The sequence below is a fragment of the Streptomyces sp. ADI95-16 genome (assembly GCF_003721495.1).
In the GTDB taxonomy this organism is placed as follows: Bacteria; Actinomycetota; Actinomycetes; order Streptomycetales; family Streptomycetaceae; genus Streptomyces; species Streptomyces goshikiensis.
Genome location: NZ_CP033581.1, coordinates 475,123 through 488,815, shown reverse-complemented (window position 1 = coordinate 488,815; position 13,693 = coordinate 475,123). Strand labels below are relative to the sequence as shown.

Sequence of the window (13,693 nt, the reverse complement as noted above, 5' to 3'; positions counted from 1 at the left end):
ATACCCCCGGCCGCCGGCCGGGTTCTCCACCGCTCACCCAAGGAGATCAGTCATGGCGATCCTCGACCTGCAGACCCTGGAGCTCCCCGAGACCGAGGCGCACCCGATCGACGACACCCTGGCGAGCACCAGCTCGCTGAGCGTCCTCAACTGCGGCACCAGCACGGTCAGCACGCTCATCTGCCTCTGACCGCCGCCCCGCCGCCCCTGAGGGGGCGGTAGCACCGCCGCACCGCACGAAACCGGCCGGGCCGTAGCCGTACCAGGGCCCGGCCGGCCCTCCGGGCCGGAGCGCACGCCGCTCCGGCCCGGGCTCGTGCCCCGGGCCACCACCGTTCGCCACGGTCGTTCGCCCCCACCGTTCGCCCGCACCGTTCGCCCGCACCAGCAGGAGGGTTCTTCGTGGCCGACCAGACCGCAGGCACCGTACGTCCGGCACGCGGCCACGACACCAGCCGCACCGCACCGGCCCCGGTACGGCTGCGCCACGAACTCGGCGCGGAACCGGGCCGGTTGGCGGCCGCCCTCCTGTTCGCCCTCGTCGCCACCGCGGCCACCCTCACCCTTCCCCTGTTCGTACAAGAAGTGATCACGGACCTCTCCGGCAGCCGCCCCCCGCGCGCCCACGTCGTCATGATGTGCGCGGCCGCCGTGGGCGGAGCCGTGACCCAGGCGCTCTCGGGCCTGCTGCTCGCCCGTGTCGGCGAACGCCTGGCCTGCCGCGTGCGCATCCGCATCATGGAGTACAGCCTGCGCCTGCCCCTGGGGGTGGTGAAGGCCCAGGGCACCGGCGACCTCGCCGCCCGCGTCACCTCGGACGCCCTCCTGCTCCGCCAGGTCGTCGACATCGCCACCCAGTTGCCCCTGGCCGCGCTGACCGTGGCGGCGACCCTGGCGGTCATGGTGTGGATCGACTGGGTGCTCACCCTCGTCACGGTCGGCGCGCTGGCCGTGCTGACCGTGCTCATCCTGCTGATCCTGCGGCGGATGAAGGACAACGTGAGCGGACAGCAGGTCGCCATCGGGCAGATCGCCCAGCGCTTCACCGCGAACCTGGACGCGCTCACCACCATCAAGGCGTACCGGGCCGAGGCCCTGGCGGCCGGGGCCCTCGCCGCCGACGCGGAGCGGCTGCGGGCCGTGTCCCTGGAAGGCGCCCGGCTCGGCGCCATGATCCCGGCCGTGCTGTCCCTGGGGAACCAGTTCGCGATGATCGCGGTGATCCTGACCGGCGGGGCCCGGCTCGCCGCCGGGGACCTGAGCATCGCCGCCTTCACGGCCTTCCTCCTGTACCTCCTCCAGACCATCCCCTACGTGAGCACCCTGGCCACCGGCTTCGGCCGGCTGCAAGCCGGACTGGCCGCCCGGGACCGGTGCAACGAACTGCTGCTGCTGGCACCGGAGACCGACCCGGCGGCCGCCGCACTGGCCCCGCCGACCCCGCTGCCGGACGCACCGTCCGTGATCTTCCGGTCCGTGTCCTACACCCACCCCGGCGCGGACGAAGCCGCCCTGCGCGGCATCTCCTTCAGCACCGCGCGCACCGGGCTGACCGCGGTCGTGGGCCCCTCGGGCGCGGGGAAGAGCACCACGCTCTCCCTGATCGACCGGTTCATCAGGCCCTCGTCCGGCTCCATCACCGTCCTCGGCCACGACACCCGCCACTGGCCCCTGGACGCCCTGCGGGCCCGGATCGCCTACGTGGACCAGGAGTTCACCCTGCTGGAGGCGACCGCCCGGGAGAACCTCCAGCTCGGCCGGGACGGGCGGGCCAGCGACGCCGAACTGGCGGCGGCCCTCGACGCGGTGGGCCTCGCCGAGGACATCACACGGCTCCCGCAGGGACTCGACACCCCGCTCGGCCGGGAATCCGACCTCTCCGGCGGGCAGCGCCAGCGGATGGCCCTGGCCCGCGCCCTGCTCTCGGACGCGGACATCGTCCTCCTCGACGAACCGACCAGCCAGCTCGACGGCCTCAACGAGCAGCGGTTCCGCGCCGTCGTCGCGGACCTGGCGGCCACCCGGGCGGTCATCGTCGTCGCCCACCGGCTGTCCACGGTGCAGGAGGCCCGCCACGTCATCATGATGAGCGACGGCGCGGTCCTCGACGCGGGGGACCACCCCACCCTGCTACGGCGCTGCGTCCCCTACCGGGCCCTCGTCGCCAGCCAGTCGGTGGCCGCTCGCTGAGCCGAACGGAGTACGCGGCCCGCGGTGCGTCCCCGACGCCCGTACCCTCCGAAGGAGGGGGTGAGGCAAGACGTCAACCCCTGCGGAGGCCTTCATGAACGGCGCGGACGGGCAGAGCCCGGTGATCGTGGTGGGAGCCGGACTCGCCGGGCTGACCTGCGCACTGGACCTGGTCCGGGCGGGACTGCCGGTGCGGGTCCTGGAGGCGGCCGACGAGGTGGGGGGCCGGGTGCGCACCGACCGCCGCGACGGCTTCCTGCTGGACCGCGGGTTCCAGGTCTTCAACACCTCCTACCCCCAGGTCAAGCGCCGCATCGAGCTGCCCCGGCTGAGGCTGAGACCCTTCACGCCCGGCGTCCTGATCCATACGGCGGAGGGAGGCCGGCTCAGGTTCACCGACCCCACCCGGCGCCCCTCGGAAGCCCTCGCGCTCCTGACCGGCAAGCGGGACGGGGAGCCGGCGCCTGGTTCCGGGCCGGGGCCGCTCGCGCTGGCCGCCCTGGGACCGCTGTGCGCCCTCGACCTCCTCGCCACGCCCCGGCTCCTCAAGCGGCTGCCCGAGCTCACCACCCGCGAGGAACTCGCCCGCTGGCGGGTGCCCGAGCGCGTCGTGGACGGCTTCCTGCGCCCCTTCCTGGCGGGGGTGTTCCTGGAGGACGACCTGGACACCTCCAGCAGGATGTTCCACCTGACCTGGCGCAGCATGCTGCGCGGAACCCTCACGCTGCCCGCCGACGGCATGGGCGCGGTGCCCCGGCAGCTCGCCGAGGACCTCCCGCCGGGCTGCGTGGAACGCGCGAGCCCGGTAGCGGCGCTCTCCGCGGCCGGGGTGACCTTCGCCGACGGCAGCGCGGCCGACGCCCGCGCGGTGGTCGTCGCCACGGACGCGGCGGCCGCCCGCTCGCTCGTACCCGGACTGCCGGCCGTGGCGACCCGCACGGTCACCACGTACCACCACGCCGCCGCCCGCTCCCCACTGCGCGAGCCGACGCTCCTGCTCGACGCGCGACGGCGGATCCTGAACACCTGCGTCCTCACGGAGGTCGCGCCGACCTACTCCGCCGACGGCCGCGCACTGATCTCCACCTCCGTCCTCGGAACGGACGCGCCGGGACGCGAGGCCGCCCTGCGCGAGGTCCTCGCCGAGCTCTACGCGACCGGCACGCGGGACTGGGAACGCGTGGGCACGGCCACGGTCGCCGGGGCGCTGCCCGCCATGGTCCCGCCGTGGCCGCTGAGCCGGACCGGCCGCACCGCCTCCGGCGTCTACGTGTGCGGCGACCACCGGGCCACCGGCTCCGTACAGGGAGCGATGGCGTCGGGGACCCGGACCGCCCGCGAGCTCCTCGCCGACCTCAGAAGGCCATGAGGCCATGAGGCCATGAGGCCATGAGGCCATGAGGCCATGAGGCCGGACGGCCGGGCCGGTTCAGCGGTTGTACCAGAGCTGGCCGGGCGCCCCCGTGCAGGGCATCTGGCGCACCTCGCGGCGGCTGCCGGACGGCATGCCCGCGTCCTCCAGGCACAGGCCGGACACACGGTTCTTGACGGTGGCACTGGAGCCGTTCCAGCCGAAGTCCCAGCGCTGGCCCTGGGAGTAGTTGCAGACCCGCTGGACGACGGTGGCCCCCGCCTCCAGGCCGGACGGCTCCAGGCACAGGTTCGAGACGTGCGCGGGCTTCAGGTCGACCGAGGAGTCACCGAGGACGGTGTCGCTCCAGAACTCCTGGTTGAGCTCCTCCTTGCAGTTGAACTGCTGGAGCAGGCCGTACTCGTAGCGGGAGGCGCCGCGGATGTCGAGGCACTTGCCGGTGGCGACGTTGGCGTACTGGAACCTGTACGCCGTCATGGTGACGGCCCCGGTGGCGGCGGTCGCGGGGGATTCGGCGGGCTCCGCCTGAGCGGGCGCGGCCAGCACGGTGGCGGCCGACAGGACCGCGGCGGCGACGACTGCGGCACGGACGGCGAACGAGCGCGGGGATCGCATGGTCGGGTGTTCTCCTCACCTGGTGATCGGGCGGCCGGGCGGCACGCCGTCCGGGGGGACGGGCGGCCGCGGTGTGCGTTCCGGCTTCGGCCGTCAGTCTTCCGGTGCGCCGCGATCGGGGTCGAAGCCCTTCGACGTCCCTCGAATCCGGACATCCGCGCCGCCCGCGCGGTGCCATCCGGCCAGAAGTTCCGCCGCCGGGCCACCGCGTCCCGCCCGCCGACTAGCGTGCGGCGCGGCCGACCCCGGGAGAACGACGGTGCTGCGGATCCACCTCACCCCTGACGACCTGGCCCGCGTGCGCATCGCACCGGCCCCCGACCCGCTCGCCGAGACGATCCTCAGCCTGCCCGTCCTCCAGAGCCGCGCGGGCGGCGCCGGACTGGACGGCTGGCGCGAACGCACCCGCAGGGGGCTCCTGCCCGGGATGCGCCCCGTGCTCGAACTGGCCCCGGCCCGGCCGGACGAGTACGTGCCCGAGGCGTTCCTGCACGCCGCGACGGCCACCCTCGCGGACAGCCTCGACCACACCTGGTCCCTGGCACGCCGCCAGTGGGCGGCCGACCTGCACGCCACCGAGGCGCTGCGGCCGGACGCCCCCGACTGGATCCGCCGGCTCCACGCGGGGGAGCGGGAGTGGAGCGGGATCGTCCACGGCGCGGTCGAGCGCTACCACGCCGTGGCCGTGGCCCCGTACTGGTCCCAGCTGCTGGCCGCCGCCCACGCCGACCGCACCCGGCGGGCGCTGGCCGCGGCCGACACCGGGATCGGCGGGCTGCTCGGCTCGCTGCACCCCGAGATCCGCTGGGATCCGCCGGTGCTGTCCGTGCCGTGCGCGTTCGACACGGATCTGGAGCCGGCGGGCCGCGGGCTGGACCTCGTACCGACCTTCTTCTGGCCGCGGCCCCTGGCGCTGCTCGACAACGCCGAACCGGAACGGCCGCTCGTACTGCGCTACCCCCTCGCCCGCGACCTCGCCACCTACCGGGCCGTCTGGGCGGCGGCCGCGCCCACCGGCCCGGACGGCGCGCTCGCCGCGCTGCTGGGCACCACCCGCGCCCGTACGCTCCACGCCGCGGCGGCGCCGGCCGGTACGGCCGAACTCGCGCGCCGCACCGGCACCTCCCCGGCCACCGCGAGCCACCACGCGTCGGTCCTGCGCGCCGCGGGCCTGCTCACCACCGAACGGAACGGATCCGGCGTCCGCCACGCACTGACTCCGATGGGGCGGGCGCTGCTCCAGGACCACGCCCTACCGCCGCCATCCACCTGACCACCCGAAAATCAGTGATCGTCGCTCTCTGGTGACGGGCCGTCCCGGCGTGTAGCGTCTGCGTCAGCTGTCGTGGTTCGCAGTCCCTGCCCGCGCCCTGGCGTGGGCGTTCTGCTGTGTGGTGCCGGACCAGGACGATCACCTCCGGGGCCGCGCGGTGCGGCCCTGACATCGACTGAGAGGCACGGACATGGCCAGCGGAATCGTGAAGTGGTTCAACTCCGAAAAGGGCTTCGGCTTCATCCAGCAGGACGGCGGCGGTCCCGACGTCTTCGCGCACTACTCCAACATCAACTCCACGGGGTACCGCGAGCTGCAGGAGGGCCAGGCGGTGACCTTCGACGTCACCCAGGGCCAGAAGGGCCCGCAGGCGGAGAACATCACGGTCGCCTGACCCGCGACCCCACCGTCTGACGAGGCTCCCGGGGCAGCCCCCGGGAGCCTCGCCCCGGTCACAGTGGTCCCGGGGTTCCCGGCGTCACATGTTCCAGTGCTGGTAGGGGTTGGTGTCCCCGTACTGGTGCACGTACGCGTTGCCCTTGGCGTCGGAGTCGAGGGCCTTCCTGTTCTGGTGGTTCAGCAGCGTGTAGGCGCTGCCGTTCACGCTCCACTGCTCCCACCACTGCTTGACGTCACCCGAGTTGCAGGCGACGGCGGCAATGTTGTCGTTGCCCACCCCCTTGCCCGTGATGCACAGACCCGTCTGGCTGCTCTGCAGCATCACGCCCATGGGGCCCTCGTGGAGGTACCAGTGCTGGTACGGGTTGTCCGAGCCGCAGCCCTTCGTGTAGACCTTGCCGCCGGAGTCGCCGTCGAGGCACAGCCCGGTCTGTACGTTCTTGAGTGCGACGGCGCCGCGGCCCGCGGGAGCGGCGGACGCCGAGGCCGGCACCGCCACCACGGTCGCGCAGGCGAGGGCGAGCAGTCCGATGAGGCCGGTCGTCTTCTTCATCTGGATCTCCTGATCAGTTGGCGATCTGCATGCCGGGATGCTGGTTCAGTACGTCGGGCACGTCGGTGACGTTGATGTGGCGGTAGCAGTTCACCGGGGAGTTGTTCGCCGCCGGGTTGCTGCAGGTCTCGACCTTCGCCCCGATGACCCCGGAACTGATGAGGCCCCTGGCCACCACGCTGCCGTCCACGTTGCGGCTGAAGACGGGACCCCCGCTGTCGCCCTTCATGGCGGTGTAGCCGCTGCCCGTGTTCTTCAGGGTGTAGACCTCGGTGCCGGTGCTGAACTCCTCGTACCGGGTGAAGTGTTTGCCTTCGGCGACCTTGAGGTTGCAGACCTCGCCCGAGAGGGACCCCGAGGCGCACAGGTACTCGCCCACGTAGGAGTGGGCCGCGCGGTTCACCTTCACCAGCTGCTGGGACTGGCGGTAGATCGGCTGGCCGGTCCAGATCGTGTAGTTGTGCAGGAATCCGCCGTGCGTGGGGATCAGCTCGGTGTCGTACCTCTCCGAACGGTCCGACACCGGGCCCAGCTTGATGTCCTGGTCACCGGCGTACCACGTCTTACCGTTCTCGCCGCAGTGCGCGGCCGTCATCAGGTAGTCCAGACCCCGCTGGGGCCAGGTGACGGCGAAGCCGGACGTGCAGATCGGGCCGCCCTTGTAGCGCTGGCGCAGCAGCATCCCGCCGGAATGCAGGGGCGCGTCCTGCTCGCGGGACTCCAGCGGGGCCGGCGCCTCGGTCACCGCGCCGGTCCACGGCACCTCCGGCTCGGCGGTCCGGGCCCGCCCGTTCCCGCTGTTCGTGTCGTTCGCGCGCAGCGGCGCGCCCTCGACCACGAGCCCTGATCCGTCGGTCCGGGCACCGGCCGAGTGCACGCTGGTCAGCTGCCCGTCGATGGTCAGCGACTGCCCCATGAGCCCGGCCGCCGCCTCCCTCAACTCGCTCCTGTTGTACGGCGCGGAGCGCAGCTCCACCCGTACGCCCTTGGCCCGCTGGGGTGCCACGGCGGCCTCGACCTGCTCCTCGCCGCCCTTGTGGTACAGGGTCACCGACCGGTCTTCGACGGACACGGTCAGGGAGGTGAAGGCCGGCGAATCGCCGAGCGCGCCCTCGATGGCGTTGGCGGCCTCGCTCAAGGGCAGCTGAGCGGCGGCCAGCTCGCCCCAGGACGCGAACCCCGCGGGCGGCGAGTCGGCGCGGGCCGCGGGGGAGGGCGCCGGATCGGTGGAGCGGGCGGAGGCCTGCGGGCCGGCCACGAAGGCCGCCGCCGCGACGAGGACCGCCACCGCCCCGTAGGCCACGGGCCGCCGGGGGCGGCGGGGAGACGGTGCGGAGGGCGGCGCTGTGAGCTGGGGTAACGGTGAACTGCGCACGAGCTTCCTTTCGGGTGGTCGGCTTGCGCATCAACCTCCCACCCCTGGCCAACGGCCCCCTAACGCCCGGCTAACGGCGCTCCGTCCACGCCCCGCGCGGCCCCGCCGCGCGGCCCCCGAGCCCGCGTCGGCGACGGCCGCGTCGGCGACGGCCGCGTCAGCGGCTCGCGGCGAAGACCTTCAGCCAGCCGCCGCCCGGCTGCCCGGTGGCATCGGCGTACCCCTGACCGGCGGCGTGCGCGGCCGCGGCCGCGTAGGCCACCTCGACCCGTACCTTCGGGAAGTCCGCGACGAACGCCGCGACCGCCGCCCGGCCGGCCTGCCCGGGACCCCGCTCACAGCTGAGCTCCACGGTGCCCTGGTCGATGCCCTGGATCCAGTGCCGGAACGACTGCGGACGCATCCGCTGGCCGGGGGCCAACTGGTCGCTGATGGAACGCGCGACCGTGTCCAGCGCGGCGGCCACCTCGTCGAGCGGCACCGCGGTGACCTTCGGCGCCGGGTACAGGTACGGGGCGTGGGGCTGCTGGTCGATCGCGGTCGCCGTCCCGCGGAACCGGTCGCCGTCCGGCCCGGCGACCTTGACGTCGAAGGTCGCGGTGGCCGCCGCCACCGGATCGCCGGGGTAGGCCTTCACCCACTGGCCGTCCTCGCGCTGCGCGGCGTCACCGACGCCGTAGTTCCCGTACAGGCCGTCACCGGCCGGGATCAGGGCCGCCGAGCCGCCGCCGCGCAGGGCGTTGCGGTAGCGGACCTGGACGGCGAGGGTCGGGAAGTCCGCCCGGAAGTCCTTGATCACCGACCGGCAGGAGTGGCACGGCCCCATGTCGGAGTACAGGTCGACCGTGCCCCTGCGCACGGCACGGATCCGCGCCCGGTACTGCGCGGTGCTCCGGCATCCCAAGTGGCGGTAGACCTCGTCGGCGAGGAGGTTCACGACCTGCCGCTCGGCGTCCTTGCGGTGCTGGATCCCCTTCAGGGCGCCGGTCCACTCCGCCGGTTCGGGCAGGTCCTGGTAGTGGTTGTCCCCGCGCAGCGCCCGGTGTGAGACGCTCTCGACCTCCCCTTCGAGGTCCGGGTACCCGATGAAGGCGATCGAGTACCGCAGGCTCGCCCTGTTCACATACGCGGCCGTGGTCATGCGCACCCCACTCGCTCCCGGAGTACCGCGCGACCGCCCCACACGGCCGAATCCCTCGCCGTACCCCTGGCTCCACAGGGTGTCGCAGCGGGATAAACGAACGTTCAACGCGCCCGGCGGGGCGGCACCGGATCCGGCGACCGGCCCACGGACGGGCACGCCGGCGGGCATGATGGGGCCCGGCGGAAGTACCAGGGGGGATCCGTGCACGCGCGCTTACGCTTCGACGACCTCATCGTGGTGCTGCCCGGGATCGGCGGCAGCACCCTGCACCGGGGCGGCGCCCCCGTCTGGAAGCCGCCCCTGGCCCTGGGCGGAGCCCTGCGCCCCTTCGGCCACGCCCTGGAGCAGCTGGCCGGGGACCACCGGCTGCTCGACGACCCGGGCTACGAGGACGGCATCGTCGCCTCCGGCCTCATCGGCGCTCCCGTCACCATCCCGGGCCTCGCCAAGCTGAACCAGTACCGCAGGCTGCGCCGCCGGCTCCTCGGGCACTTCGACCTGGTCCCGGGCGACACCAACGTCGACGGCCCCCCGGCCAACTACTTCGAGTTCCCCTACGACTGGCGCCGCGACAACAGGGTGTCCGCCGAGCGCCTGAAGGACCTCGTCGACCGGGAGCTGCCCAAGTGGGCGACGACCCGGCCCTACGGCCGGCCCCGGACCGTGCTCCTCGGCCACAGCATGGGCGGCCTCGTCGCCAAGTACTACCTCGACGTCCTGGGCGGCTGGGAGCACTGCCGCACACTGATCACCTTCGGCACGCCCTTCCGCGGCTCGCTCGCCGCCCTGGACGTCCTCGCGGGCGGAGTACGGGCGTTGGGGACCACCCTGGACACCGTCTCCTCCGTCATCGGCGAGTTCACCTCCGTCCACCAGCTGCTCCCGCGCTATCCCGTGCTCGTGGACCGCCGCCCCGGCGCACGGCCGGGAGCCCGTGCCCGGCACGTACACGCCTCGCCCGTCCCGCTCGGCGCCCTGGACCTCGGCCGGGCGGAGGCCGCGTACGAGGACTTCCACCGCCCCATGGACGGCAAGGGCACCGGACCGGTCTGCGTGGTCCCGGTCGTGGGGTACGGCCACCCGACCCTCCAGACGGCCGTCCTCGACCAGAAGGGCCTGCTCATCACGGAGGAACCGGCGGCCCTGGACGACTCCCAGCAGTGGCTCGGCACCGGTGACCGGACCGTCCCGGCGGTGTCGGCGATCCCAGTCGAGCTGTCCGGCACCGGCACCTGGGCCTGGGAGAACGCCACGCACTCCACGATCCACGCCACGGACGCGGTCCTGGACCGCCTCGTACGGACCCTCGCCCTGCCCGGCTCCGGACTCCGGGACCTCCAGGGCCCGGACGCGGATGTTCCGGGCACGGTATTCGCAGCCGGCCCCGACCCGCTCGCCCTCGCCCTCCACGTGGACGACGTGTACGCCGCGGACCAGCCCGTCGTCCTGACCTGCCGCAGCCCCGAGACGGCAGCAGGGGGCGAGCCGCCGGTCCTCTCCCTCTCCCCGCCGGGCGGCGCCCGCGCGCGGACCGTGCTCGACGCACACGACGGGGCCGCCCGCTGGACGGTCACCGGACTCACCCCGGGCACGTACGAGGTGACGGTGACGGTGGGCAGCCGCTCGGTGACCGACGTCGTCGAGGTCTGGTGACTGCTCCGCCGCCGTCGCCGGGCCGGTGGGAGCGGTGGAAGAGGACCGAACCCGCCCGCCTCGCGTGCTACGTGGACCCCGCCGAGATAGCGCTCCGCTACGCGGAGCCGGGCCCCTGGCCGACGTACCTCCAGCGCTCGGCGGACCCGCGCGGGGCCGTCCGCATGGTCTACGAGGGGCTGGCGGCGCAGGGGCTGCGCTACGAGACCGCCGCGATCGACTTCACCGGCTTCCACACCGCCGAGCAGCTGATCCGGCCTCCCGGCGAGGTGTCCGCCCGGGGCGGCAACTGCCTCGAACTGACCCTCCTGTTCACGGGCCTGTGCCTGGCCCACAAACTGCGTGCCCTGGTGGTCCTGCTGGAGGACCACGCCCTGGCCGCGGTCTGGCTCGGCGGCGACCTGGACGACTTCTGGAGCAGCGGTCTCCCCGCGCCGCGCGACCACCTCATCATGAGCCAGGGCCTGCTGGGCACCCGGGCCGGCGCGGCCTCCGTGCGGGACGCGCTCGACGGGTTCGTCGCGGACGGGACGTACCTCCTCGTCGAATGCACCGGTGTCACGGCGGCCGGCGAGCCCGGCACACCGTCCCTGCGGCTCGCCTTCGAGGAAGCGGTGGCCGAGGGCGCCGCCAGGACGGCCCGGGGGAGGGTCGCCGACATCGTCGACATCGCCTTCCACCAGCGCGGCGGCCTCTACCGGCCCTACGCACCCCCCGGCCCCACCACCCTCGCGGACCCCGCGCCGGCGGAGGTCCCGTGCCGGGACCCCGACGGGGCCGACGGGGCCGACGGGGCCGACCGGGCCGACGGGGCCGACCGGGCGGGCCGGCCCGACCGTGCCGCGCCCCCGTGGACCAGGCCGGGGGCGCTCGGGGCGCGGGCCCTCGCGGGCGCCCTGCGCCGGGCCGCCGCGACGGAACCCGCCCTCGCCGCACACCTCGACCGGCCGTACTGGACGCGGGAGGACCTGGCCCGCCTCCTGACGGACCTGGCCCCTGCCCCCGCCGGCCCCGAGGGGATCCGGCTGCGGGACGTCGCCCGCGGCCTGGCCCTGGCCATGGACGCCCACGCGTTCATCGCCGCCTGGATGCCGCAGGCCGCCGACCCGGCGGCGCTGCGCCGCGTCCTCCTCGACTGCGTCGCCGACTCCGCCCGCGTCCGGCCCCACGGGCTCGCCGAACACCTCGACGCCGTCGTCCTGTACCGGCCGGCAGCCGACCCCGACAGCCGCCCTGCCCTGCTCCGCTTCGTCGTGCACCTCGCGGCCGCCGCCGGAGTCGACACCGCGGACCCGGCCTTCCACGACTGGTGCCGCGCCGGCGGATACGACATCGCCGAGGCGGACCGGCTGCGTCTGCGGTCCAGGAGGCGGGCCGAGGACGCCCGCCGGCGCCTCGTCGTCCACCTGCGCGGAGCACCGGCCCAGGAGTGGCCCGATACGGCCGAAGCCTGGCTGCTGGACGAGCGCGGCCATCCGACGGACGAACTCCCCGTCGTGCCCTGCGAATCGACCGCCGAGGGCGTCGTCGAAGCCCTGTGCAAGGTCCTGGACTGGGCGGAGGACCTCCCCGGCTTCACCTACCGGAACCGGGTCGACATCGCCCTGCCCACCCGGACCCTGCTGCGCTGGCGGGCCGAGGAAGCGGACGTCGGCACCCGGCTCGGAGCCCATCACCAGGTCGTCCTCCACTGGGGCGAACGTCTCCACCCCCCGCAGCACCTGCGCCGTCTGGCCCGCCAGGCCGGCTACCGGCTGCGCCACGTCGAGGAGGAGGGCGACGAGGTGTACGGGGCGATCGACTGGGTGGACCCCGGGGCCGCCGATGCCCGGGCGGACTTCGAGGAGCGGCTGCGCAAGAACGAGTACCGCGGCGCCCTCGGCCTGCGCTTCGTGCCCGACGGCCGGGAGAGCCTATTCGAGGCGCTCGTCGCACAGTTCCCGATCCTGCTGTGGCCGGACCGCACGGTGTCCGAATGGACCGCTGTCGAGGAGGACGTGCGCGACCGCTGGGTGACCCTCCCCGGCGGCTTCACCGAGGCCTACCGCGCCGCCTGGACCCGCGCGGACGACGCGGCGCCGCCCCTGGCCGGGCTCCGCGCGGTCTGGGACGACCGGCCCTGGCTCGCCTTCTGCCGGACGACGGGCACCCATACGGCGGGCATCGGGACGGCTGCCCGCGGCACCCGGACGAGAGGACGATGATGACCTGGAACCCCCACTACCGCGGAGACGGCACGGCACGGAAGGAGCGGCTTCCCGATCCGCCGTCCTGGCGCCTGGCCACCCCCGCCGCCGCGGCCGGCACCTTCCGGCCACCGGACGGCCTGGTCGAGGCCGTCAACGCGGCCCTGCACCTGCGCCGCCCCCTCCTCCTCACCGGTTCGCCCGGAACGGGAAAGTCGACCGTCGCCTCCGCCGTCGCACACGAACTGACCCTCGGGCCCGTCCTGAACTGGCACATCACCTCGCGCAGCACCCTCACCGAGGCCCTCTACCGCTACGACGCGCTGGGCCGGCTGGACGCGACCCGCCGCGCGGAGACCGACGACATCGGCCTCTTCCTCCGACTCGGGCCACTGGGCACCGCACTGATGCCGGGGGAGCGCCCCAGGATGCTGCTCATCGACGAGATCGACAAGAGCGACATCGACCTGCCCAGCGATCTCCTCAACGTCATCGAGTCGGGCACCTTCGAGATCCCCGAACTCACCCGGCACCGCGACGACGACATCACCGTCCGGCTGGAGGACACGGACGCCACCGGCACCGTCCACAAGGGCCGCGTGACCTGCACCGAGTTCCCGTTCATCGTCATGACCAGCAACGGCGAACGCACCTTCCCCCCGCCCTTCCTCCGCCGCTGCGTCCGCTTCCGGATGCCCGACCCCAGCCACGACGACCTCGTGAAGATCGTCACCGCACACCTGGGCGAGGACGCCACGCAGCGGGCCGCCACGGTGCTGGACGCGTTCGAGACGCGGATCGGGCGCCGCGAAAACCTCGCCACCGACCAACTCCTCAACGCCGTCCACCTGGTCACCGGCGGCCTCGCCCCCGACGACCCGCTGCGCGCCCGCCTGGTCGACCTCCTCCTCGACGACCTGAACGCGCCCTGAC

The 13,693-nt window shown here is 73.9% G+C and carries 12 protein-coding genes; 8 read left to right on the top strand and 4 right to left on the bottom strand.

The features are described from left to right. Positions 1 to 52 precede the first annotated feature (52 nt). From EES41_RS02535 to EES41_RS02525, 3 genes are all read left to right on the top strand, one after another. Positions 53 to 190 carry a SapB/AmfS family lanthipeptide gene (locus tag EES41_RS02535; RefSeq protein ID WP_123075271.1) on the top strand — a complete coding sequence of 46 codons (138 nt, stop codon included), beginning with the start codon at positions 53 to 55 and terminating at the stop codon, positions 188 to 190. 212 nt (positions 191 to 402) lie between these two features. Continuing rightward, positions 403 to 2,190, top strand: a complete 1,788-nt coding sequence (locus EES41_RS02530; protein WP_123075269.1) for an ABC transporter ATP-binding protein — start codon at positions 403 to 405, stop codon at positions 2,188 to 2,190. A 94-nt stretch (positions 2,191 to 2,284) separates the two neighbouring features. Then, a complete protein-coding gene (locus EES41_RS02525) occupies positions 2,285 to 3,559 on the top strand; it encodes an NAD(P)/FAD-dependent oxidoreductase (RefSeq protein WP_123075267.1) in 1,275 nt (424 codons plus the stop codon). 60 nt (positions 3,560 to 3,619) lie between these two features. Here EES41_RS02525 and EES41_RS02520 read toward each other — a convergent pair whose 3' ends face one another. Beyond that, positions 3,620 to 4,177, bottom strand: a complete 558-nt coding sequence (locus EES41_RS02520) for an RICIN domain-containing protein (protein WP_123075265.1) — start codon at positions 4,175 to 4,177, stop codon at positions 3,620 to 3,622. Between the two features lie 259 nt (positions 4,178 to 4,436). Between EES41_RS02520 and EES41_RS02515 the strand changes: the two genes are divergently transcribed. Beyond that, the gene (locus EES41_RS02515; RefSeq protein ID WP_123075263.1) at positions 4,437 to 5,450 is read left to right on the top strand and encodes a helix-turn-helix domain-containing protein; all 1,014 of its coding nucleotides are present in this window, start codon (positions 4,437 to 4,439) and stop codon (positions 5,448 to 5,450) included. A 190-nt stretch (positions 5,451 to 5,640) separates the two neighbouring features. Further along, a complete protein-coding gene (locus EES41_RS02510; protein WP_037796872.1) occupies positions 5,641 to 5,844 on the top strand; it encodes a cold-shock protein in 204 nt (67 codons plus the stop codon). 84 nt (positions 5,845 to 5,928) lie between these two features. On the opposite strand, the gene EES41_RS02505 is transcribed toward EES41_RS02510, so the two are convergent. From EES41_RS02505 to EES41_RS02495, 3 genes are all read right to left on the bottom strand, one after another. After that, complete coding sequence (locus tag EES41_RS02505; RefSeq protein ID WP_123075261.1) at positions 5,929 to 6,402, bottom strand: RICIN domain-containing protein; 474 nt, start codon at positions 6,400 to 6,402, stop codon at positions 5,929 to 5,931. A gap of 13 nt (positions 6,403 to 6,415) precedes the next feature. Further along, entirely contained in the window at positions 6,416 to 7,690 is a 1,275-nt protein-coding gene (locus EES41_RS02500; RefSeq protein WP_164495722.1) for a hypothetical protein, read from the bottom strand. Between the two features lie 244 nt (positions 7,691 to 7,934). Further along, positions 7,935 to 8,918: a deaminase domain-containing protein gene (locus EES41_RS02495; protein ID WP_164495721.1), complete on the bottom strand. Its 984-nt coding sequence runs from the start codon at positions 8,916 to 8,918 to the stop codon at positions 7,935 to 7,937. Positions 8,919 to 9,122: 204 nt separating this feature from the next. Between EES41_RS02495 and EES41_RS02490 the strand changes: the two genes are divergently transcribed. From EES41_RS02490 to EES41_RS02480, 3 genes are read left to right on the top strand one after another with little or no spacing between them, the layout of a single operon-like run. Then, positions 9,123 to 10,574, top strand: a complete 1,452-nt coding sequence (locus EES41_RS02490) for a triacylglycerol lipase (protein ID WP_123075255.1) — start codon at positions 9,123 to 9,125, stop codon at positions 10,572 to 10,574. Next, positions 10,571 to 12,778: a hypothetical protein gene (locus EES41_RS02485; RefSeq protein ID WP_164495720.1), complete on the top strand. Its 2,208-nt coding sequence runs from the start codon at positions 10,571 to 10,573 to the stop codon at positions 12,776 to 12,778. Before EES41_RS02490 ends, EES41_RS02485 begins: the two co-directional genes overlap by 4 nt. Further along, on the top strand, positions 12,778 to 13,692 hold the full coding sequence (locus EES41_RS02480; protein WP_123075251.1) for a MoxR family ATPase: 915 nt from the start codon (positions 12,778 to 12,780) through the stop codon (positions 13,690 to 13,692). The genes EES41_RS02485 and EES41_RS02480 overlap by 1 nt, the downstream gene beginning before the upstream one ends. Position 13,693 lies beyond the last annotated feature (1 nt).